The sequence below is a fragment of the Bradyrhizobium sp. SZCCT0148 genome, assembly GCF_018129985.1.
In the GTDB taxonomy this organism is placed as follows: domain Bacteria; phylum Pseudomonadota; class Alphaproteobacteria; order Rhizobiales; family Xanthobacteraceae; genus Bradyrhizobium; species Bradyrhizobium japonicum_H.
Map to the genome: position 1 here is coordinate 35,442 of NZ_JAFCKT010000018.1, position 20,996 is coordinate 56,437.

Genomic DNA, 20,996 nt, shown 5'->3' on the forward strand with positions numbered 1-20,996 from the left:
GTTTCGAAGGAAGGACCAAAAAAATGTCAACGATGGCGATGCCACAACCGACCGCGAGCGAAGCTGCGGTCCGCTACCTCATCACCAACTACAGTCCCAAGGGCAACAAGGTCGGCTGGCTGATGATGGCCTCGATCCTGGTCGAGGCCTGGGATCTGTATTCGATCGCCTTCGTGCTGATCTTCATCAAGGAGCAGTTCAATCCCGATCCGCTGATGCTCGGTCTCGCCGCTGCCGGAACGCAAGGCGGCGCCCTGATCGGCGCGCTGCTCGGCGGCTGGCTCTCCGACAAGATCGGCCGCCGCGTCATGTTCCTGGTCACGATGGTGCTTTTCATCGTGCTCGCACTGGCGCAGGCCTTCGTGCCCAATGTGTTCTGGCTCGTCGTGGTTCGCTTCCTGCTCGGCATTCCGCTCGGTTCGGATATCTCGACCGGCTACACCTACATCATGGAATCCATGGCCAAGGGTGAGCGCGAGGTCATGGGCAACCGCTGGCAGTTCATGTTCGCGGTTGGTGAAGTCCTCACCATCGGCGTCATCGTGATCTTCCTGCTGCTCGACATCAACCACGAGACGCTGTGGCGCGTGACGCTCGGCCTCGGTGCGCTGCCGGCGCTGATCATCCTGATCATGCGCCACGACGTGCCGGAGACGGCGGTCTGGCTGGTGCAGAAGGGACGCTACCGCGAGGCCAAGCAGGTCGCGCGCGAGATGTTCAACGACAATCTCGACATGCTGCCCGACCAGGACGTCGTGGTGCCGAAAGTCAGCACCCGTGACTTCATCGCCGACCTCAGGAAGGATCCGATCCGCTGGCGCGCCACGGTCTACGGTTGGATCGCCTGCTTCGTGCAAGCCAGCGAGTTCTCGACCTTCGCGTTCTATCTGCCGGTGCTCTTTGTCATGGTCGGCGTGTCGAGCGTGCTCGGCATCAATCTGGTGACGATGGCGCTGTTCTCCTTCGCCGCTCTGTCCGGCTGGGTCGGACCGCTGTTGACGCCGAAGATCGGCCATCGCGGCATCTCGATCGCCGGCTTCTCGATCGTGCTGGTCTCGCTGCTGGTGGCAGCCTTCGCGCTCTACACCGACAACAAGATCCTGCTGCCGTTCGCGGCCGCCGCGATGCTGTGGGGCCATTATTGGGACGCGTCGAACTGCATGACGATCCCGACCATGGTCGCCAAGCCGAAATATCGCGGCACGGCCTCCGGCTTCGCCTACATGTTCGTGAAGCTGCCGTCGTTTCTGGCGATCTTCCTGTTCCCGACGGTGTTCGCCGCGATCGGGCAGGCGAATGCCACGTTGATGGTCGCGATCTTCCCGCTGATCGGATTGCTCGCCGCTATCTTCATTCTGCCGGAAGTCTACGGCTACGAGAACGATTGACGGAATCACCCGGTCGCGGCCAAGGCCGCGATCGGGACCGTCTGAGCGGCTAGGGGCTCAGGAAGACGGGATCGATCCCGGTGCCGTGGCCGAGCAGGCCGATGGCGTGGAGCTGAGCGCTGTGAAGGTCGACTTCCACGATCGTGAACAGGGTCAGCAGCACGATGGCCGCAACCAGCAGCAACGGGTGGCTTTCCGTTTGGTTGGCGCCGAGGAATTGAAACGAGCGGCGCAGGGAATAACTCTGCGGCAACGCCTTCGACTGGATCTGCATGATCAACCTCCTTGCCGCGCACCACAGGGCCGCGCGGCAGAATGAAGGATAGCGCCGCCCTGGGCGGCCGCATTGATGCGCCGCAAACAGCGATCGATTATCGGATCGCCGCCGCCAGGGCCGCGATCAGGGCCGGCGGCGTCACCAGCAGGCCGAGCTTGAGGAAAGGCCAGGCACCGACCTCGATCTTTTCCCGGCGCAGTGCGACCAGCCAGAGGATGGTGGCGAGCGAGCCTGTCACCGACAGATTGGGGCCGAGATCGACGCCGATCAGGATGGCGCTGACGACGGGCGCCGGCAAATGGTCGCTGGCGGCGACCGAGCCGGCGACGAGACCGACGGGCAGGTTGTTGGCGATGTTGTCGGCGATCGCGGTCGCAATGCCGACGCTCCAGGCCGCCTTCGGCACCGACTGCGCCACCGCTTCATGCAGCAGCGCGCTGAGCTGAGCGATCACGCCGGTCCTGACCAGCGCTTCCACCATCACGAACAGCCCGCCGACCAGCGGCAGCACGCTCCAGGATACGCCGCGCAGCACGGGGAGCGGCGACTGTCGGCTGATCAGAAGCACGATCGCAGCCGTCACGCCGCCGCAGATGAAGGTCGGCAAGCCCAGTTGCTTGTCCAGCGCGGACGCCGTGACCAGCACGATGCCGATCGCGATGATGCCGATCGCCGTCAGCTTGCCGCCGCGGCCAAGCTTGGGATGCGGCACGCTGGACGCAATCGTCTCGCCCTTCAGGGCGCGGTGCTGGGTCAGCCGCAGCACGATGTAGGTCAGCACGATCGACGCCGCCGAGGGAAGGGCGAACATGCGCAGCCATTCGGTGAGCTCGGGCATGCGCGCGCCGAACACCACGAGGTTGGCGGGATTGGAGATCGGCAGCACGAAGCTCGCGGCATTGGCGATGAAGGCGCAGACGAACAGATAGGGCAGCGGCTTTGCGCCGGCCGCGCGCGTCGCTGCGTAGACGGCGGGCGTCAGCACGATTGCGGTGGCATCGTTGGAGAGCAGCACCGTGACCAGCGTGCCGACGAGATAGACCAGCAGGAACAGCCGCTGCGGCGAGCCGGCCGCATATTCCACCGCGAGCGCGGCGAGATAGTCGAACAGGCCTTCCAGCCGCGCCAGCTCGGCGATCAGCATCATGCCGATCAGGAAGAGGTAGACGTCGAGGCCCTTCTCGACGCCGGTGAGCGCGTCCCGCCAGGGCAGCAGGCCTGACAGCACCAGGGCGCCCGCACCGATCACGGCCCAGATCGCTTCGGGCAGGCGGAACGGCCGGATGATGACGCATGCGGTCGCGACGACGATGATGCTCCAGGCCCAGATGGCGTCAGACGGCACGGTCAGTCCTTGACGTGAAGTGTGATCATTCGGCAGCGATAGCGGATGCCGGCGGCGCTGTCTCCCCCCGCCGGCGTTGGCCGCCATGTCGTGTCTCGGGCAGCGCGAGAAGGCAGATCACGGCGCCGATCGCGGCGACGACGCCGAGGCTGATGAACGCCGCGCTGTAGCCCCCGCCGACCACGACGAAGCCGGCCAGCGTCGTCGACAGCGCGGCGCCGATGCTCTGGGCGGTGATGACGGCGCCTTGCGCGACGTTGAAGCGGCCGGTGTTGCGCATGAGGTCGGCGACGATGACCGGAAAGATCGCGCCGAAGATGCCGGCGCCGACGCCGTCGAGAAGTTGCACGCCGACCAGCCAGAACGGATTGTCGGAGAGCGTGTAGAGCGCGCCGCGGACCGGCAGGATCAGCAGTGCGGCAAGAAAGAATCGCTTGTGTCCCCACGTGTCGGCCTTGGCGCCAACCAGCATCGCAAACGGCACCATCACCAGCTGCGCCGCGACGATGCAGGCGGACATCAGGCTGGTGCCGAGATTCTTGTCCTGTAACGCCAGCTTCTGCCCAACCAGCGGCAGCATCGCAGCGTTGGAGAGGTGAAACAGGAGCGCGCAGATGGCGAAGACGAGTAGCGGGCGGCAGGTCAGCAGCACTTTCAGCCCTGAAGGCCGGTCGTGTTGCTCGGCTTCGTTCGCCCCGTCCATCCCGCGTGCGAGATCGTGGTCGATCGTCCGTTCGGGAATGGCGAGGATGCTGATGAGACTTGCGACGGCCATGCCGCCGAGCAAATAGAACACGACCGTCGGTCCGAACCAGTAGGCCGACAGTCCGGCCAGGCCCGCCGCGACGGCGTTGCCGGCATGGTTGAAGGTTTCGTTGCGGCCTATCCGTTTGGTGAAGGCGCGATGTCCGAAGATGCCGAGCGAAACGGCGGCGATCGCCGGCGGAAAAATCACGCCGGCCGCCTGCGCAACCCCTTGCGAGATCGCGACCGGCAGGAAGCTCGGAAACAAGGGCAGCGACAATGACGCGAGCGTCACGAGGATCGCGGCGACTGCCATCACCGTCCGCTTCGCGCGAGTCGCATCGACCAGTGCGCCGGCCGGCGTCTGGGCAACAATGCCGGCGATGGTCGCAACCGACATCACGAGGCCGATCCGTGCCTCGTCCCAATGCTGCTCGGTGAGCAGATAGACGGCAAGGTACGGGCCGAGGCCGTCGCGGACGTCGGCGAGGAAGAAATTGGCGGCATCGAGCGCGCGGCCGGCCCGTGCCTTGTCGTGCGTGTCAGACATGAATGTCTCCTTCCTCGCCCAGGTCCTGTGAAGCGTCCGGTCAGGCCGCGCGGACGTGCGGGTGGCCGTGCTTGGGCTTCTTGTCCTTCGGTTTCGGCTTCTTGATCGGCTTCAGCCGATCCTCATCCGGGCCGATCTCGTCGACATGGATCGCGCGGCCATGCTTGGTCTGAACGCCGTCGCCGCGCGCCGCGACCACCGCACCGGGCGCGAGCAAGGCGGCGACGTGCTCGGCCTCCTTCGGGCCGATGCGCAGCACGGTCCCATCAGACAAGAGCGCGCCGCGCAGTTCGCCCTCGGGGCCGAACAGCGACAGCTCGACCGTGCCCTCCGCCGCCATCGGGACGTGCTTCACCTTGGGATGCTCGCGGTCGTGGTCCGGGCCGTTGTCCACGATCTCGCGGTCGCCAGCGGTGATCACCGCGACGGCGGCCAGCAGGGCCGCGCCGCGTGGCCGCACGCCGCGGACGCGAACCTTCTCGCCTTGCTTGAGATGGCGGGTGAGTTCCGCATCCATATGCGGTGGCGTATGAACGAGGACAACCGTTGTCTTGTCTCTCAGAACGAAGCCGTCGACTTCGCCGTGAGGGTTGAGCACGAAGCGCTCAAAGGTGCCTGCCGTCTCGGGCAGGCTGTCGGGATCGATCCAGTGCATGATGCAGCTCTTCCTGTTGATGTGTGAAGCGTGGGTCAGCCGCGGGGCGGCGGGGGCGGCGGACCGAAGCCCGGAGGCGGCGGCGGGGGACCACGACGATCCGGGCCGTCCTTCGGTCCGGGCGGGCGAGGGCCGCGCACCTCGGTCATCTGCTCCGGCGAGGCGCCGATCGCGCGCACGTCGACGACCTTGCCGAGGGGGGTATCGAGCACGTCGCCCCGCACCGAGATGCTTCGGCCCTGAGCGAGCTGGTCCTGCACGCGTTCGGCTTCCGGAGGCGGCAGGCGCAGCGTGGTGCCGTCATCGAGCACGACGCCGTTCACCTCGCCGCGCTTGCCGTGCAATTGCAGGGCGATGCGGCCGCTGATGGTCTGGTCGTCATTGCTGCCGCGCCGGTCCGGCGGGCCGTTGTCGATGACGCTCTTGCCGGTCGCCACATTGGTGATCGACGCCGCGTCGACCAGCGGAATGGCGCGTGCGCGCAAGCCGCGCACCGAAACCTGGTCGCCGGGGCGGATGGCAAACACCGTCTGGGCGCTGAGATGCGGCGGCAGCTTCACCTCGGTGCCGTCGGTGAGAATGACTCCGTCGACGTCGCCGCGCGGCGTCAAGGTGTACTGCTTCACGGTCCCGCGGGATTCCGGAAGCTGCGAGGAATCCCACATGGAATCCCGGGCCTGCGAATAGGCGGCGGCCCCGCTGCCGATTGCTGTGGTGGCGAGCAACACCCAGAACAGCGCGCGTATGCGTGTGGTCTTCATGGAACAACTCCTGTCGTGATCGCGACCTCGTCGCTTACGCAGGGTTCAGCAAGCCATGTGCCAGTCGCAAAACGATTGATCTGAAAGGAGTTTTTGCTGAGCTTGCGGAATCAGGCGTCGTCTTTGCCGACACGGTCTGTCAGCTTTTCTGACGCCTCGGCAAGACCGTAGCGCTGCATCTTGGTGTAGAGCAGTTGGCGGTTGATGTTGAGACGGCGTGCCGCCTCCGTGCGATTGCCGGCGGAGGCCCCCAACGCGCGCTCGATCATCTGCTTCTCGAGCTGCGCGACCGCCGCGGGCAGGTCCGCATTGTCCGGCGCCGGGACTGCCGCGGCCGGATTGGCGCTGGTGTCGATGTCCTCCGCCCCGATCACGTCTCCGCGTGTCATGATGCAGGCGCGCTCGATCGCGTTGCGCAGTTCGCGGACGTTGCCTGGCCAAGGATGGCGCTGCAATTTGTCGATCGCGGCTTCGCTGAGCTGCTTGTGACGGCTGTTGCTCGCGCCCGCGCGCGCGAGGAAGTGTCGGGCGAGCGGCACGATGTCCGCCACACGATCGCGCAGCGGAGGAAGCGCGATCTGCACCACGTCGAGCCGGTAATAGAGGTCTTCTCGGAAGTCTGCGGTCGCGGCGAGCCTGGCGAGATCGCGGTGGGTGGCGGCAATGATCCGCGCGTTGGTCCGTACGGGCTTGCCTCCGACCGGCGTGATCACTTGCTCCTGCAGGGCGCGGAGGATCTTCGCCTGCATCGGCAGCGGCATGTCGCCGATCTCGTCGAGGAACAGCGTGCCGTTGGCGGCATCGCGGAAGGCGCCTGACCGGTCGGCGGTCGCGCCGGTGAAGGATCCCTTGACGTGACCGAACAACTCGCTTTCGAGCAGGTCGGCGGGTATCGCCGCACAATTGACCGCGACGAAGGGACCGTCCTTGCGCTTGCCGTGAATGTGAAGCGCGCGCGCCACCAGCTCCTTGCCGGTGCCGGTCTCGCCGCGGATCAGCACGCTGGCGTCGCTGTCGGCGGCGAGACCGATCGCCTTCTGCACGCTGCGCATCGGCTCGCTCGATCCGATCAGGCCATCCCCGGCGTCGTCCTCCGGAGCCGCAATCACCGGCGCGCGCCCGGGCAGGCGCTCCAGCAGGGCCTTCAGTTCCGCGCGGCCGATCGGTTTGCTGAGATGATCGAAGGCGCCGAGTCGCATCGCCTCGATCGTGTTGGCGGCGCTGGCGAACGCGGTCAGCACCACGACATGCGGGCAGCCGGCGCTCGCACGGATGCGACGCAGGACCTCGATCCCATCCATGCCGCCCGGCATGCGCAAATCGAGCAGCACCACATCGACCTCGTCGTTCAATGCCGCCAGGCCTTCGCGGCCGGACGCGGCGAGGCGGGGTTCATGGCCGAGATCGGCAAGGGCCTCGGCGAGACCTTCGCGCAGGGCGCGGTCGTCGTCGATGATCAGGACGGTTGCCATGGCACCTCGATCTCGAATTCCGCGCCGCCGACGGAGCGGACCAGGCGGACATGGCCACGATGATTGCGCGCGATCTCGCGGACGATGGCAAGCCCCAGACCAGTGCCGTCGGCGCGCCCGGTGACGAACGGCTCGAACAGGCGCTCGCGCAGTTCGTCGGGAATGCCGGGACCATTGTCGGACACCTGAAGCAGCAACATGTCGCCTCTCCGGCGCGCATCCACGCTGATCGCGCCGCCCGCGGACGTATTCTGAATGGCGTTGATGATCAAATTATCCAGGGCCCGCTGCATCTGGAGCGGATCGAACTGCGGTAACGGCGAGGATGCAGGCCCGGTTCCCACGGTCAACGCGATGTTCCGGGCCGCGGCGAGGTCGCGATGAGTCTCGACCGTGCGCATCAGGAAGGTTTCGAGATCGACCTCCGCGAGCCGGGGCTCGCGCGCCTGCGTCATCTCCAGGAGGTCGCGCAGCAGGACGTCGAGCCGGTCAACCTGTTGCAGGATCGAGGTCAGGGCTGCTTCGCTGCGCGAGCCGTCGGCGACCGCCAGCGCATTCTCCGCCTTCAGCCGCATGGCGGCGATGGGATTGCGGATTTCATGCGCCAGGCCCGCCGACATGCGCCCGAGCGCTGCGAGCCGCTCGGCTGCGGCAGCGCGGCGTCGCTCCACCGACAGGCGTTCGCCGGTGCTATTGAGCGCATCGACCAGGCGGTCGAGTTCGGGAGCGCCGGTCCGCGGCAAAGTCGGCAGGTCGATGGTGCCGGCGTGCGGTGCGTCCAGAGCGGCCTCGATCCGGTTGATCTTGCGCGACCAGACATAGAGCACGTGTGCAAGCCAGGCGGCTGAGCCGAAAATCGTGAGAGCCAGCAACAGGAGTCCGGCGAGCAACTGATTGTAGGCCGGCCCCTCCGCCGTGAATGCCCGCGTCATGGTCCATCCGGTCACGCCGGCCAGCGGGCCGCGCAGCGGACAGGCATGAACGATCAGCACTTGTGACCGTCCGCTTTGCCGGATCGAGGAGGGCCGGCCGGATCGCTGCGCTTCCGTATTGACGTCGCGAATGGTGTTGAACTCGGCCGCGGGCAGGTCTGTCTTCGGCCCGGTGCCTTCATAGGTCGGAAACGCGTAGGCGAGGGAGCTGGCATCCGCCTGCCAGATTCCGCCTTCGACGCCGGCCGCACCGGAGAGCGCGCTCTGGACGACCGCCGCAAGCTGCTGCTTCAGCTGATCGTCGATCTCGCCGCCGCTCCAGCCCGTGACGAAGAATTGGTAGCGATCGGCAAGGTCGCGGCAGGCCCGCGCTGCCAACTCCTCGGAGCGCGCCAGCCGCGCATTCGCGGTTTGCTGGAAGGATTCGAACAGCAGATAGCCGGTGGCCATGCCGGATACCACCAGCATGATCCAGAGGGCAAGCAGTCGGGAGCGGAGAGAACGCATGCGCTAGGAAACGCGCGAGAACGAGAATTGGTGCCTCACAGCTTCACCGCCAGCAGCACCGCGCCGGCGCCGATCATGGCGATGCCGAGCCAGCCTTGGCCGGTCGGGCGCTCGCCGAGGAAGGCAAAGGCAAACAGGGCGACCAGCACGACGCTGAGCTTGTCGATCGGTGCCACCAGGGTGGCCGGTCCAAGCTTGAGAGCCCTGAAATAGCACAACCATGACGCCCCGGTCGCAAGTCCCGACAGCACCAGAAACAGCCATGTTCGCGATGAGACCGCCGACGGCACCGCAAACTGGCCGGTGAAGAACAGCAGGACCGAGAAGGCGAGCAGCACCACGACGGTGCGAATGAAGGTCGCCAGATCCGGATTGATGTTCTCGACGCCGATCTTGGCGAAGATCGCTGTGAGCGCAGCAAAGCAGGCGGACAGCAGGGCCCATGTTTGCCAGGCTGAGAGAAGGGCGGGTCTCATTTCATCGATATCCGTTCGTTCAGCGACGACACGCCCGCGCCTTCTTTGCGAGGGGCGTGACAGAGCAATCCAGATCCCTTCGCGGACAGGTTCGGGGTTGCTTCGCTTCGCTCGTATGACGGCGTTTGCGACAGGTGCGTGCCATTCTCACCGCGCCGCCGAAACCTTCTCCATGATCGCCTTGCGCAGGATGCGCGACAGCGATTCCACCGAGTACGGCTTCTGGATCAGTTCGAAACCGCGATGGGCGTTCTCGGCGAGCACGTTGCTGTAGCCGGACGTCAGCACCACGGGCAGGCCGGGATAGCGCTCACGGATGATGCCGGCGAGCTCGACGCCGTTCATGCCGGGCATGATGACGTCGGAAAACACGAGGTCGACGGCGAATTCGTTTTCGCCAAGGATGGCCAGCGCTGCATTGGCATTGGCGACGCGGCGAACGACATAGCCGAGATCTTCCAGGAGCTCGGTCGAGAACTGGCCGACATCGTCATTGTCCTCGACCACGAGCACGCGATAGCCACGCCCGGTGGTCGCGGTCTCGCTGGTGAGTGCCGCCGCCTGGCTTTCGGCGCCGGGACTTTGCCCCAGCGGCAGGTAGATGGTGAAGGTCGCGCCTTTGCCCTGGACGCTCGTCACCGCGACGTCGCCCTCGGACTGCTTTGCGAAACCGAAGGCCTGGCTGAGGCCGAGGCCGGTGCCCTTGCCGACCTCCTTGGTGGTGAAAAACGGCTCGAAGATCGAGTCGAGATGTTCCGGTGCGATGCCGCTGCCGGTGTCGGTGACGGAGATCGCGACATAGTCGCCACCGCGCGCCGATTGAGCGCGCAGGCTCGGGATGCCCGAGACCTTGCGCACGGCGATCACGAGGCGGCCTTCGCCGTCCATGGCATCGCGGGCGTTGATGGCGAGGTTGATCAGCGCGGTCTCGAACTGGGCGATGTCGGCCACCGTGAAGCAGTCGGCATCGTGAATTTCCACCGCGATGTCGATGCGGGCGCCGACCAGCGGCCGGACCAGCTGTGCGACGCCTTCGACCTGGCTGCCGACGTTGAAGATCTGGGGCTTCAGCGGCTGCCGGCGCGCGAACGCCAGCAGCTGGGAGGTCAGCTTTGAGGCGCGCTCGACTGTGTCGGAGATCGCATCGACATAGCGGCGGCGGCGCTCTTCCGGCAGTTCGCGGCGGCGCAGGAAATCGGTGGCCGAGCGGATGATGGTGAGGAGATTGTTGAAGTCGTGTGCGACGCCGCCGGTGAGCTGGCCGATCGCCTCCATCTTCTGCGACTGCCGCAGAGCTTCCTCGCCGCGCCGGCGCTCGGTGATGTCGACGAATTCAGGCACGGCGCCGGTGATGTTGCCGTGGCGGTCGAGCACGGGGCGCATGCCGAAATCGAAATCGCGCTCGCCGACGGGAAGGCGCAGGCGCATCTCCAGCCGCACGGCGTCTCCCTGCAGCACGGTGTGAAAGGCCTCGCGCACCATCGCGCTCATGCCCTCCGTCGCGCTGAACCAGGGCGCCTCCCACAACGGCTTTCCGATCACATCCGAAGAGCTCGCCTTGATGCCGTCGAGTGCGGTCTTGTTGGCGTAGAGCAGCTCGCCCTTGAGATTGACCAGGCCCTGATACTGGTTACTGGTCTCGAGGATCGCGCGCAGGCGCGCCTCGTTTGATTCCAACTCGGCGGTGCGCTCGGCGATGCGCTCTTCCAGTGTCTCGTTGAGCTGCCGCAGCTCGATCTCGGCCTGCTTGGCGACGGTGATGTCGTGGGCGACGCCGATGAAGCCGATATGCTTGCCGGTCGGGTCCCAGCGCGGCTGCGATTCCGAGCGAAGCCAGCGCCATTCGCCGGCGGCGTTCTTGTAACGCGCCTCCAGCACGAAGGGCTTGAGCGAGGCTTCGCCCTGAACGGATTGCTGCAGCACCTGCGGCAGGTCGTCGGGATGCAGCACCTTGCGCCAGTCGAAGTCGATCGCCTGGTCGTAGGGCAGGCCGACGAAGTCGACATAGGCCTGGTTGGCGAAGGACCGCTTGCGGTCGAGCTTGGTCACCCAGATCGGCACGGGTGCGCTGTCGGCGATCAGCCGAAATCGCTCCTCGCTCTCGCGCAGGGTCTCGCGCGCAAGCATCTGGTCGGTGATGTCGATGTGGGCGCCGACGAGGCGGATGGCGCGGCCATCCTGGTCGCGCTCGATCTTGGCGACGACCCGTATCCAGTGCGTCTCGCCGTCATTGGGGCGGATGATGCGGTACTCTGCGGTGTAGTCCTCGCTGGTCCCGGCGAGCGCATCGATGAAGTGCTTGACCGTGGCGTCGCGGTCGTCGGGATGGATGCGATTGACCCAATCCTCGTGCGATTCCTCGGCCGCCTCCGGCGGCAGGCCGTGGATGATGAGGTATTCGGGGGAGCGGCGGTTCTTGAAGCCGTCGCGGAAATCGACCTCGACGCCGCCGACCTTGCCGATGCGCTGGATGCGCGCCAGTTCGGCCTCGCGCTCCTGGAGCGCGCGATAGGCATTGTCGCGCTCGCGGGCGACGTCTTCGAGGTGCTGGCGCAGCCTAGCGGCGGCGAGGGTCTCGGGCAGGGGATCGTTCAAGGCATCGGCCGTTGTCATGCGGGAGCGCACGTGCCGGACCGATATTCACACAGACGGAGCGTGATGGCCATTGTTTAAAGGAATTGGTATGGAAAGCGCCACTGAACGGCTGGCGATGCTATCGATCAAACGCCGCGTCCGGCATTTTGTTCCGAAGACGGGAACGATCGGCCGGCGGGCGCGTCTTTCGCGAGTCGCCACCAATGCCTTTTTGATAAGGCTCCCTTTCCCAAGAGGATAAATCTTGAAGCTCTTTGCCTGCCAGGCCTGCGGCAACGTTCTCTATTTCGAGAACCGTGCCTGCGAACGCTGTGGCCACCAGGTCGCCTTCCTGCCGGAAAAGGAGACGATGTCGGCGATCGAGCCCGACGGCGAAGCCTGGAAGATCCTGGCGGAGGAGGGCGAAAGCCGGATGCTGTGCCGGAATGCCGCGTACGATGCCTGCAACTGGCTGACGGATGCGGGCGATACCACCGGCTATTGCCGCGCCTGCCGTCACAACGGCATCGTGCCGGATCTGTCCGATCCCGCCCAGCTTGCCGGCTGGCGCGAACTGGAGGTGGCCAAGCACCGCCTGTTCTACTCCCTGATCCGCTGGAAGCTGCCGCTTCGGACCCGGCAGGACGACCCCGAGCATGGTCTGATCTTCCATTTCCTGGCCGACGATCCCAGCAGCGGAGAGAAGGTCATGACCGGCCACGACAACGGTCTGATCACGATCGCGCTCACCGAGACCGACGACATCGAGCGCGAGCGGCGCAGGCTCGAGATGGGCGAGCCCTATCGGACGCTGCTCGGCCATTTCCGCCATGAGGTCGGGCACTATTTCTGGGACGTACTGGTCCGCGACGGCGGCAAGCTCGAGGAATGCCGCGCGGTCTTCGGCGACGATTCCACCGATTACGGCCAGGCCCTGCAGCGTCACTATGCCGAAGGCGCGCCACCCGATTGGCAGCAGAACTATGTCTCGGCCTACGCCACCATGCACCCCTGGGAAGATTTCGCCGAGACCTGGGCGCACTACCTCCACATCGTCGACACCCTGGAGATGGCCAGCGAGTTCGGCATGGAGGTGCGGCCCAAGATCGACCGCGACGGGGAGTTGACGGCGCGCATCCGGTTCAACCCCTACGAGGCCCGGGACGTCCAGGCGCTCGTCGACGCATGGCTGCCTTTCACCTTCGCCATGAACAGCGTCAACCGCGCCATGGGCGCGCGCGACCTCTATCCCTTCATCCTGTCGCAGGCCGTGGTCGCCAAGCTGGACTTCATTCACAACCTGGTTCGGGACGTCGCCAAATCGGCGTCCATGCCCAAAAAGGGGTAAGGCCTCTGGGCGGCGCGGGCCCCGCCCCCCGAGCCCGTGTCGGTCTTGCGCTGGTACGCCAGACGGCCGGGATTTAGACCGTTGCCTCCGGCCCATTTTGATGTACCACGGGAGCCACACGGCCCGTCCCCCATAGGCCCGAACGGCCAGGGAAGGGTCCCGCCCAAGGTCGAGACTCAAGAAAAGCATGTTCAAACGCATTCTGATCGCCAATCGCGGCGAAATCGCCTGCCGGGTCATCAAGACCGCGCGCCGCATGGGAATTGAGACGGTTGCGGTCTACTCCGAAGCCGACCGCGACGCCCTCCATGTCGAGATGGCCGACGAGGCCGTGCTGATCGGCCCGCCGGCGGCGGCCGAGAGCTATCTGGTGATCGAGAAGATCGTCGAGGCCTGCCGCAAGACGGGCGCGCAGGCCGTGCATCCCGGCTACGGATTCCTCTCCGAGCGCGAGGCGTTTCCGAGTGCGCTGGAAGCTGCCGGCATCGTCTTCATCGGCCCGAACCCGGGCGCGATCGCAGCGATGGGCGACAAGATCGAGTCGAAGAAGGCGGCCGCCAAGGCCAAGGTCTCGACCGTGCCCGGCTATCTCGGCGTGATCGAGGACGACAAGCACGCGGTCAAGATCGCCGACGAGATCGGTTATCCCGTGATGATCAAGGCTTCGGCCGGCGGTGGCGGCAAGGGCATGCGGATCGCACATTCGACCGCCGAGGTCGCGGAAGGTTTCAACCTCGCCAAGGCGGAGGCGAAAGCCTCGTTCGGCGACGACCGCGTCTTCGTCGAGAAGTTCATCGTCGATCCCCGCCACATCGAGATCCAGGTGCTGGGCGACAAGCACGGCAACGTCGTCTATCTCGGCGAGCGCGAATGCTCGATCCAGCGCCGCAACCAGAAGGTCATCGAGGAGGCGCCGTCGCCGCTGCTCGACGAGGCCACCCGTCGCAAGATGGGCGAGCAGGCGGTCGCGCTGGCCAAGGCCGTGAACTATGATTCCGCCGGCACCGTCGAGTTCGTCGCAGGCCAGGACAAGAGCTTCTACTTCCTGGAGATGAACACCCGTCTCCAGGTCGAGCATCCCGTCACCGAGCTCGTCACGGGCATCGACCTCGTCGAGCAGATGATCCGTGTCGCCGCCGGGGAAAAGCTCGGCATCGCGCAGAAGGACGTCACGCTGACCGGATGGGCGGTGGAATCGCGCCTCTACGCCGAAGATCCGTTCCGCAACTTCCTGCCCTCGATCGGGCGCCTGGTGAAGTACCGGCCGCCTGCGGAAGTGAGCAAGGACGGCATCACCGTGCGTAACGACACCGGCGTGCAGGAGGGCGGCGAGATCTCGATCCATTACGATCCGATGATCGCAAAGCTCGTCACGCATGCACCTTCGCGCGCGGCCGCGATCGAGGCGCAGGCGACCGCGCTGGATTCCTTCTACGTCGACGGCATCCGCCACAACATTCCGTTCCTGTCGGCGCTGATGCATCATCCGCGCTGGCGCGAGGGGCGGCTGTCGACCGGCTTCATTGCCGAGGAATTCCCCAAGGGCTTTGCGGTCCGCGTGCCGGAAGGCGAGGTCGCCCGGCGCATCGCCGCGGTCGGCGCCGCCATCGATCACGTGCTGGGTGAGCGCAAGCGGCAGATCTCGGGGCAGATGGGTGGCCGCGTCGTGCTGCGCGAGCGTCGCCGCGCGGTCTGGCTCGACCGTCAGGAGATCCAGCTCGAGGTCGCTCGCGAGGGCGACGCCATCGCGGTGCGTTTCGTCGACGCCGCGGGCAAGGCCGGCAATTCGCATCTGCTGGCCTCGCCGTGGAAGCCGGGTGATCCGGTCTGGCAAGGCACCATCGACGGCCACTTGGTTGCTGTGCAGGTGCGGCCAATTCCCAACGGCATCCGCCTCGCGCATCAGGGCGTCGAGGTCCCGGTCTATGTCTGGACCGAAGCGGAAGCGACTTCGGCGCGGCTGATGCCGGTGACGACGGCCTCCGACACCGGCAAGAAGCTGCTGTGCCCGATGCCTGGGCTCATCGTCTCGATTGCGGTGACGGAAGGGCAGGAGGTCAAGGCCGGCGAGACGCTGGCGGTGGTTGAAGCCATGAAGATGCAGAACGTGCTGCGCGCCGAGCAGGACGGCACCGTGAAGAAGGTCCACGCCAGTCCCGGCGCGACGCTCGCGGTGGACGCGCTGATCCTGGAGTTTGCGTAACTAAGCGCATTCGCGTGTCCCGGACCCGATGCAACGCATTCGCGTTGCTTCGCAGAGCCGGGACCCAGATCGTTGGCGGATCACTCCAGCAGCATGGGCCCCGGCTCAGCAGCGCAGCGCTGAAGGGCGCCGCGCTGCGTCCGGGGCACGAGAGTGCCATATTTCCGTTGCTCGCGATAACGGAGTATGATGCAGCCTTCGCGATCCTATGAGACAGCAACATGGCCTTTCGTTCCCGCCGCGAGAAACTGCGCTCCATCCTGTCGGGCTCGGATTGCGTCCATCCCGGCTCGGTCTATGATGCGATCTCGATCCGCATCGCCGAGGATCTCGGCTTTCCGCTTGGCATGTTCGGCGGCTCGGTCGCTTCGCTGGCAGTGCTCGGCGATCCCGATATCACGCTGATCACGCTCACCGAGCTTGCCGAGCAGATGCGGCGGATGTCGCGCGCTTCGACGCTCCCCGTGCTGGTCGATGCCGATCACGGCTATGGCAATGCGCTCAATGTCCGCCGCACGGTGCAGGAGCTGGAGGCGGCCGGCGCTGCCGGCCTCACCATCGAGGACACGCTGCTGCCGGCCGCCTTCGGTGAGGCCAAGGCGCAGCTGATTTCGCTCGAGGAAGGCGTCGGCAAGATGAAGGCGGCGCTCGACGGTCGCAGCGATCCTTCGCTGGTCATCATGGGCCGCACCGGTGCTGCCTCGATCAGCTCGATCGAGGACGCGATCAGGCGTGCCAAGGCGTATGAGGCGACGGGCGTGGATGCGCTGTTCTTCACCGGTCTCAAGTCGCGCGCCGAACTCGAGGCGATTGCCTCTGCAACGCGTCTCCCCCTCGTGCTCGGTGGTGCGCCGGAGGAAATGAACGCGATCGATGACCTCGCTGGCCGGCGCGTGCGCATCGCGCTGCAGGGCCACGCGCCGATCGCCGCGGCGACTCAGGCCGTCTACGAGACCCAGAAGGCATTGCGCGAAGGCACGGCGCCAAAGGACCTGAACGGATTGCCGTCGGCGGAGTTGACCAACCGCGTCATGCGCGCGGCCGAGGTCAAGGCACGCAGCGCCGACTTTCTCGGGCTGAAAAAATGAGCCAAGCCATCCTCCAGGTAATGATTCACGGGCGCGTGCAGGGCGTCGGCTATCGGGCCTGGCTCGAGTCGCAGGCGACTGCAAGCGGCCTCGAAGGCTGGGTGCGCAATCGCCGCGACGGCTGCGTCGAAGCGCTGTTCGCGGGAGCGCCGAAGCATGTTGCCGATATGGTCGCGCTGTGCCGCCACGGGCCGCCGTCCTCACGCGTGGACAGCGTGACGAGCGAGACGGGGAGCGCGGATGAGCTGAACCTGCGCAGGGCAGGGGAAGCGTTTTCGGTGTTGCCGACGGTGTAAGTGCATCCCCCGCGTCCCGCACGCGGGGTGAGGCGAAGAGCCATCACCTTGGCAGCTTGGCGATCGCCTCGCTCAGTTCGTGGATTTCATACGGCTTGCGCAGGATCGGAAAATCGCCGCGCACGCCGGCGGCGACCTCGCTGTAGCCGGTGGCGAGCAGGATCGGCAAGCCAGGGCGGATCTGGCGGAGATGATGGGCGAGGGTGAGGCCGTCCATCTTGCCGGGCATGACGATGTCGGAGAACACGAAGTCGACGCCGTTGCTTTCGATCTCACGCAAGGCGGCTTCGGCGTCCGCGACCCGGCGCACCTGGTAGCCGAGCTGTTCGAGCAGGCCGACGCTGACGAGCGCGACGTCCGGATTGTCCTCCACGAGCAAGACCGTGCCGCTGCCTTGGAAAGCCGGTTCTCCCGTCATCTCTTGTGATGGGACTTCGTTCCCACGCGGCAGCAGGATGGTGAACGTCGTGCCCTTGCCGAGCTCGCTTGTGACCTTCACCGTGCCGCCGGCCTGATGGGCGAAGCCGTGGACCTGGGACAGGCCGAGGCCCGTGCCTTTTCCGATCGGCTTGGTGGTGAAGAACGGCTCGAAGATCTTGTCGAGGACGTCGGAGGGAATGCCGAGCCCGGTGTCGGTGACGTCGATTGCAACGAAGTCGCCGGCGAGCGGCGCCTCGTCGAGTGCAACATTGCGCGCGCCGATCGTCACCGTGCCGCCGTCGGGCATCGCGTCGCGGGCATTGATGACCAGGTTGAGCAGCGCGGTCTCGAGTTCCGAGGCGTCGGTCTTGAGCGGCCAGACGTCACGGCCGATCTCGAAGGCCAGGCGCACGGAGCTGCCGACGCCGGCATCGAGCACCTCGCGGATCGCAGCGATGCGTTCGGCGAAATCGATCGCCTGCGGATTGACGCTCTGCCGCCGCGCGAAGGTAAGGAGCTGGTTGGTGAGCGCCGCGCCGCGCTTGGTGGCGGTTTCGATCGCCGAGACCGCGCGCTGAAGCTTGACGGGGTCGTCGGCCCCTCGCTTCAGCATGTGCAGGCTGCCGCTGATGATCATCAACAGGTTGTTGAAGTCGTGGGCGACCCCGCCCGTGAGCTGTCCCAGCGCATCGAACTTCTGGGACTCGGCGAGCTGCTTCTGCATCGCCTCAAGCTTGAGCTGGGTGTTGCGGCGCTCGGTGATGTCGCGCGTGATCTTGGCGAAGCCGACCAGCTCACCGCCCTCGTAGATCGGGTCGATGACCACGCTTGCCCAGAAGAAGGTGCCGTCCTTGCGAACGCGCCAGCCTTCCTCCTCGTAGCGGCCCTTTTCCCTGGCGATGCCGAGCGCGCGGCCCGGCTTGCCGTTGGCGCGGTCGCTTTCGGTGTAGAAGCGGGAGAAGTGCTGGCCGAGAATCTCGCCCGGCGAGTAGCCCTTGATACGCTCGCCGCCGATGTTCCAGCTCGTGATGATCCCCTTGGGATCGAGCATGTAGAGGGCGTAGTCCGCAACTCCCTCAACCAACAGCCGGAAACTACGTTCGCTTTCGAACAAGTCTCTCTGCTGACTGAATTTTTCGACCATTCCGGGACCCCGCATAACTGGGGCAAACGCCGCGAGGGATGGATGGTTCCCCACCGGTGGAGCATTTTTAGGCAGATATCCCGCACTCGTACCGGCCCCAAGCCAACTTGACAAGGGAACGGTCTTGTCAGATATTTCTGTCATGACAGAAATAACCGGAAGAAAGAGACTACCCGCCGCCGTTGAGCGCTTCATCCTGCATTGGGGCGACATGGGGGACGAGTGGGGTGTCAATCGCTCGGTCAGCCAGATTCACGGGCTGCTTTATCTCGCCGAGGCGCCGATGACGGCGGAGGACATCGCCGAGACCCTCGGCATGGCGCGCTCGAACGTCTCCAACTCGCTCAAGGAGCTACTCGCCTGGAATCTGATCAGGCGCGTGCCGATCCTCGGTGACCGCCGCGACCATTACGAGGCCGAGACCGATATCTGGGAGGTCGCCGCCCGCATCGCGGCGCGGCGCAAGGAGCGGGAGCTCGATCCGGCGATCGCGGCACTCAGGGTCTGCGTGTCCGATGCCGCGGGCGATCCCACCATCAACCCGGTCGCGAGCAAACGACTGAAGGAGATGCTCGCCTTCACCGAGCTCGCCGATCACTGGTTCATGCAGATGCTGAAGGTGCCGCGGCCGCGGCTGGTCGCCTTGATGCGGCTTGGCGAAAAGATCGCCAGCCTGCTGCCGCTGGGCAAGGTCAAATAGTTTTGAGGAGGGTGCGATGACGTCGGCAAGGTTATCAGGCTCCAGCGCATCTTCCTCCGCTCACATCAAGCTACTCGACGACCGTCGCTTCCGCGCGCTGCTGTCGGACGAGGATTGGGGCCGCTTGCCGCTCGCGACCTGGCGGCGTTTCTCCAAGCGCGTCGCCGACGGCGACAGCATCGTCTATGTAGGCGTGATCGACGAGATCTCCTTCAGCGAGATCGGCTGGTGGGTCGCGCAAGCAGCGAGGCTGATCGGCGGGCCACTGCCGACCGGCCGCGACACCGGTGTTCCCATGATCGTCACGGTCACCGAGGACGGCACAACCGGCGGTCAGACCTGGACCCGCATCTGCGCGCGCAAGCGCGGCTTTCCGAACGTGATCCATTCCGCCAAGCGTTTTGCCGGTCCAACCGGGCTCGAGGAATATGTCGGCTTCGGCGTCTCGATGGCGCTCCGCACAGCGGTCGAAGACCAGACGCTGATCTTCCGCAGCGCAGGCTACGGGCTCCAGCTCGGACGCCTCTGGATTCCCTTGCCGCGCTGGCTGACGCCGGGCGATCTCACGGTGACGCACCGCGACCTCGGCAACGGCGCATTCCGCTTCACCCTTGATGTCATCCATCCGCGTTACGGTGCGCTGATCCACCAGTCCGCCACCTTCAGGGAGGCCATATCATGACGACGCTGTTGTGGACCCTCATCGCCATCCAGATCGTGATGGGCGTGTTCGACACCTTCTATCATCATGAGTTCACTGAACGCCTGGCCTGGCGCGTGTCGCAGCGCTTCGAGCTCAAGCTGCACGGCATCCGCAACATGCTCTATGCGCTCTTGTTCCTCGTGCTCGGCTGGCTGGAGGTTTACGGATCGTTGGCGCTGCTGATCGTCGCGGTCCTGGTCGCCGAGATCGTCATCACCCTGATGGATTTCGTCGAGGAGGATCTAAGCCGGAAGCTGCCGCCGAGCGAGCGCATCAATCACACGCTGCTCGCGATCAATTACGGCGCCATTCTCGTGCTGCTGCTGCCGGTGCTGACCGAGTGGGCGATGCAGCCCTTCGGCGTGAGCGTGATGAACCAGGGCCTGCTCAGCATCGCCGCCACCGCCTGCGCGCTCGGTGCGGCCCTGTGCGGCCTCAGGGACTTTGCGGCGATGCGCCGGCTCGGCCGCATGCGAAGCGTGCCGGCGGCCGAACTCGTCGAAAAGCTTCCCGGCCGCAAGACCGTGCTGATCACGGGCGCTACCGGCTTCATCGGCAGCCGCCTCGCGGCAAGCCTCAGCGGCGCCGGGCATCACGTCATCGCGCTGATCCGCAATCCCGCAAAGGCCGAGATGCTGCCGCCGCCGGTGACGCTGATCACCAGCCTCGATCAGCTCGCTGCGGACACGCCGATCGACGCCATCGTCAATCTCGCCGGCGAGCCGATCGGCAACGGTCTGTGGACCGAGGCGAAGCGCGCGAAGATCCTTGGCTCGCGCATCGAGGTGACCGGCGAGGTTGTCAAACTGATCGCACGACTCGTCCGCAAGCCCGAGGTGCTGGTCAGCGGCTCCGCGATCGGCTGGTACGGATTGTGGGCCGATCAGGTGCTGACGGAGTCGGCAAAGTCGCACGCCTGTTTCAGCCACGAGCTCTGTGCGGCCTGGGAGAAGGCGGCGCGGCCAGCGGAGGAGCTTGGCGTCCGCGTGGTCTGTTTGCGCATCGGGCTCGTGCTCGGCACCGAAGGCGGCTTCGTCACGCGCCTGCTGACGCCGTTCGAGTTCGGCCTCGGCGGTCCCATCGGCACCGGACGGCAGTGGATGTCCTGGATCGAGCGTGACGATCTGATCCGGCTGATCGCCTATGTGATGGCGACGCCCGATCTCGCCGGCCCCGTCAACGCCACCGCGCCGATTCCCGTCACCAATGCCAAGTTCACCGAGGAGCTCGGCCGCCGCCTGCATCGGCCCGCCGTGGTCCGCGTTCCCGGCGGTCTGCTCCGCCGGATCGGCGGCGGCTTTGCCGACGAGCTCTTGCTCGGCGGTCAGCGCGTGCTGCCCAACAAGGCGCTGAGCCGCGGTTTTGTGTTCCGGCACGAGACGCTGCGCAGCGCGTTCGAGGCGATATTGTGAA

General features: G+C 65.8%; 18 protein-coding genes. 8 read left to right on the forward strand and 10 right to left on the reverse strand.

Annotation, left to right across the window (positions count from 1 at the left end; translation table 11 throughout):
* Positions 1 to 23: 23 nt before the first annotated feature.
* Positions 24 to 1,388: an MFS transporter gene (locus JQ580_RS30550; RefSeq protein ID WP_212284555.1), complete on the forward strand. Its 1,365-nt coding sequence runs from the start codon at positions 24 to 26 to the stop codon at positions 1,386 to 1,388.
* Positions 1,389 to 1,437: 49 nt separating this feature from the next.
* Here the strand turns inward: JQ580_RS30550 and JQ580_RS30555 are convergent, their stop codons facing one another.
* From JQ580_RS30555 to JQ580_RS30595, 9 genes are all read right to left on the reverse strand, one after another.
* On the reverse strand, positions 1,438 to 1,662 hold the full coding sequence (locus JQ580_RS30555; protein ID WP_212284557.1) for a hypothetical protein: 225 nt from the start codon (positions 1,660 to 1,662) through the stop codon (positions 1,438 to 1,440).
* Positions 1,663 to 1,759: 97 nt separating this feature from the next.
* A complete protein-coding gene (locus JQ580_RS30560) occupies positions 1,760 to 3,010 on the reverse strand; it encodes an arsenic transporter (protein WP_212284559.1) in 1,251 nt (416 codons plus the stop codon).
* Positions 3,011 to 3,035: 25 nt separating this feature from the next.
* A complete protein-coding gene (locus JQ580_RS30565; RefSeq protein ID WP_212284561.1) occupies positions 3,036 to 4,304 on the reverse strand; it encodes an MFS transporter in 1,269 nt (422 codons plus the stop codon).
* Positions 4,305 to 4,344: 40 nt separating this feature from the next.
* Complete coding sequence (locus JQ580_RS30570) at positions 4,345 to 4,959, reverse strand: hypothetical protein (protein ID WP_212284563.1); 615 nt, start codon at positions 4,957 to 4,959, stop codon at positions 4,345 to 4,347.
* A gap of 35 nt (positions 4,960 to 4,994) precedes the next feature.
* The gene (locus JQ580_RS30575; RefSeq protein ID WP_212284565.1) at positions 4,995 to 5,720 is read right to left on the reverse strand and encodes a hypothetical protein; all 726 of its coding nucleotides are present in this window, start codon (positions 5,718 to 5,720) and stop codon (positions 4,995 to 4,997) included.
* Positions 5,721 to 5,830: 110 nt separating this feature from the next.
* The gene (locus tag JQ580_RS30580; RefSeq protein ID WP_212284567.1) at positions 5,831 to 7,192 is read right to left on the reverse strand and encodes a sigma-54-dependent transcriptional regulator; all 1,362 of its coding nucleotides are present in this window, start codon (positions 7,190 to 7,192) and stop codon (positions 5,831 to 5,833) included.
* Entirely contained in the window at positions 7,177 to 8,631 is a 1,455-nt protein-coding gene (locus JQ580_RS30585; RefSeq protein ID WP_212284570.1) for a sensor histidine kinase, read from the reverse strand. Before JQ580_RS30585 ends, JQ580_RS30580 begins: the two co-directional genes overlap by 16 nt.
* A 35-nt stretch (positions 8,632 to 8,666) precedes the next feature.
* Positions 8,667 to 9,107, reverse strand: coding sequence for an EamA family transporter (locus tag JQ580_RS30590; RefSeq protein ID WP_212284572.1), 441 nt, complete (start codon positions 9,105 to 9,107; stop codon positions 8,667 to 8,669).
* A gap of 147 nt (positions 9,108 to 9,254) precedes the next feature.
* The gene (locus JQ580_RS30595; protein WP_212284574.1) at positions 9,255 to 11,732 is read right to left on the reverse strand and encodes a hybrid sensor histidine kinase/response regulator; all 2,478 of its coding nucleotides are present in this window, start codon (positions 11,730 to 11,732) and stop codon (positions 9,255 to 9,257) included.
* Between the two features lie 214 nt (positions 11,733 to 11,946).
* On the opposite strand from JQ580_RS30595, the gene JQ580_RS30600 reads away from it, so the two are divergent.
* The 4 genes from JQ580_RS30600 to JQ580_RS30615 all read left to right on the forward strand — a co-directional run bounded on the left by JQ580_RS30600 (position 11,947) and on the right by JQ580_RS30615 (position 16,616).
* The gene (locus tag JQ580_RS30600; RefSeq protein ID WP_212284575.1) at positions 11,947 to 13,029 is read left to right on the forward strand and encodes a zinc-binding metallopeptidase family protein; all 1,083 of its coding nucleotides are present in this window, start codon (positions 11,947 to 11,949) and stop codon (positions 13,027 to 13,029) included.
* Between the two features lie 187 nt (positions 13,030 to 13,216).
* Positions 13,217 to 15,232 (forward strand): acetyl-CoA carboxylase biotin carboxylase subunit, encoded by a 2,016-nt coding sequence (locus JQ580_RS30605; protein WP_212284577.1) that lies wholly within the window; start codon positions 13,217 to 13,219, stop codon positions 15,230 to 15,232.
* 221 nt (positions 15,233 to 15,453) lie between these two features.
* The gene (locus JQ580_RS30610) at positions 15,454 to 16,320 is read left to right on the forward strand and encodes an isocitrate lyase/PEP mutase family protein (RefSeq protein WP_212284579.1); all 867 of its coding nucleotides are present in this window, start codon (positions 15,454 to 15,456) and stop codon (positions 16,318 to 16,320) included.
* Entirely contained in the window at positions 16,317 to 16,616 is a 300-nt protein-coding gene (locus tag JQ580_RS30615; RefSeq protein WP_212284581.1) for an acylphosphatase, read from the forward strand. Before JQ580_RS30610 ends, JQ580_RS30615 begins: the two co-directional genes overlap by 4 nt.
* 43 nt (positions 16,617 to 16,659) lie before the next feature.
* Here the strand turns inward: JQ580_RS30615 and JQ580_RS30620 are convergent, their stop codons facing one another.
* Positions 16,660 to 18,180 carry a PAS domain-containing sensor histidine kinase gene (locus JQ580_RS30620; protein ID WP_212284583.1) on the reverse strand — a complete coding sequence of 507 codons (1,521 nt, stop codon included), beginning with the start codon at positions 18,178 to 18,180 and terminating at the stop codon, positions 16,660 to 16,662.
* A 142-nt stretch (positions 18,181 to 18,322) separates the two neighbouring features.
* Between JQ580_RS30620 and JQ580_RS30625 the strand changes: the two genes are divergently transcribed.
* From JQ580_RS30625 to JQ580_RS30635, 3 genes are read left to right on the forward strand one after another with little or no spacing between them, the layout of a single operon-like run.
* Entirely contained in the window at positions 18,323 to 18,880 is a 558-nt protein-coding gene (locus JQ580_RS30625) for a GbsR/MarR family transcriptional regulator (protein ID WP_212284585.1), read from the forward strand.
* Between the two features lie 16 nt (positions 18,881 to 18,896).
* On the forward strand, positions 18,897 to 19,562 hold the full coding sequence (locus tag JQ580_RS30630; RefSeq protein WP_212284587.1) for a DUF4166 domain-containing protein: 666 nt from the start codon (positions 18,897 to 18,899) through the stop codon (positions 19,560 to 19,562).
* The gene (locus tag JQ580_RS30635) at positions 19,559 to 20,995 is read left to right on the forward strand and encodes a TIGR01777 family oxidoreductase (protein WP_212284589.1); all 1,437 of its coding nucleotides are present in this window, start codon (positions 19,559 to 19,561) and stop codon (positions 20,993 to 20,995) included. Before JQ580_RS30630 ends, JQ580_RS30635 begins: the two co-directional genes overlap by 4 nt.
* Position 20,996: the final 1 nt, after the last annotated feature.

What these genes read in the sequence shown, in the direction of transcription:
- JQ580_RS30550 (WP_212284555.1), top strand. Translation starts at nt 24, where the DNA reads ATGTCAACGATGGCGATGCCACAACCGACCGCGAGCGAAGCTGCGGTC.
- JQ580_RS30555 (WP_212284557.1), bottom strand. Translation starts at nt 1,662, where the DNA reads ATGCAGATCCAGTCGAAGGCGTTGCCGCAGAGTTATTCCCTGCGCCGC.
- JQ580_RS30565 (WP_212284561.1), bottom strand. Translation starts at nt 4,304, where the DNA reads ATGTCTGACACGCACGACAAGGCACGGGCCGGCCGCGCGCTCGATGCC.
- JQ580_RS30570 (WP_212284563.1), bottom strand. Translation starts at nt 4,959, where the DNA reads ATGCACTGGATCGATCCCGACAGCCTGCCCGAGACGGCAGGCACCTTT.
- JQ580_RS30575 (WP_212284565.1), bottom strand. Translation starts at nt 5,720, where the DNA reads ATGAAGACCACACGCATACGCGCGCTGTTCTGGGTGTTGCTCGCCACC.
- JQ580_RS30580 (WP_212284567.1), bottom strand. Translation starts at nt 7,192, where the DNA reads ATGGCAACCGTCCTGATCATCGACGACGACCGCGCCCTGCGCGAAGGT.
- JQ580_RS30585 (WP_212284570.1), bottom strand. Translation starts at nt 8,631, where the DNA reads ATGCGTTCTCTCCGCTCCCGACTGCTTGCCCTCTGGATCATGCTGGTG.
- JQ580_RS30590 (WP_212284572.1), bottom strand. Translation starts at nt 9,107, where the DNA reads ATGAGACCCGCCCTTCTCTCAGCCTGGCAAACATGGGCCCTGCTGTCC.
- JQ580_RS30605 (WP_212284577.1), top strand. Translation starts at nt 13,217, where the DNA reads ATGTTCAAACGCATTCTGATCGCCAATCGCGGCGAAATCGCCTGCCGG.
- JQ580_RS30610 (WP_212284579.1), top strand. Translation starts at nt 15,454, where the DNA reads ATGGCCTTTCGTTCCCGCCGCGAGAAACTGCGCTCCATCCTGTCGGGC.
- JQ580_RS30615 (WP_212284581.1), top strand. Translation starts at nt 16,317, where the DNA reads ATGAGCCAAGCCATCCTCCAGGTAATGATTCACGGGCGCGTGCAGGGC.
- JQ580_RS30620 (WP_212284583.1), bottom strand. Translation starts at nt 18,180, where the DNA reads ATGGTCGAAAAATTCAGTCAGCAGAGAGACTTGTTCGAAAGCGAACGT.
- JQ580_RS30625 (WP_212284585.1), top strand. Translation starts at nt 18,323, where the DNA reads ATGACAGAAATAACCGGAAGAAAGAGACTACCCGCCGCCGTTGAGCGC.
- JQ580_RS30630 (WP_212284587.1), top strand. Translation starts at nt 18,897, where the DNA reads ATGACGTCGGCAAGGTTATCAGGCTCCAGCGCATCTTCCTCCGCTCAC.
- JQ580_RS30635 (WP_212284589.1), top strand. Translation starts at nt 19,559, where the DNA reads ATGACGACGCTGTTGTGGACCCTCATCGCCATCCAGATCGTGATGGGC.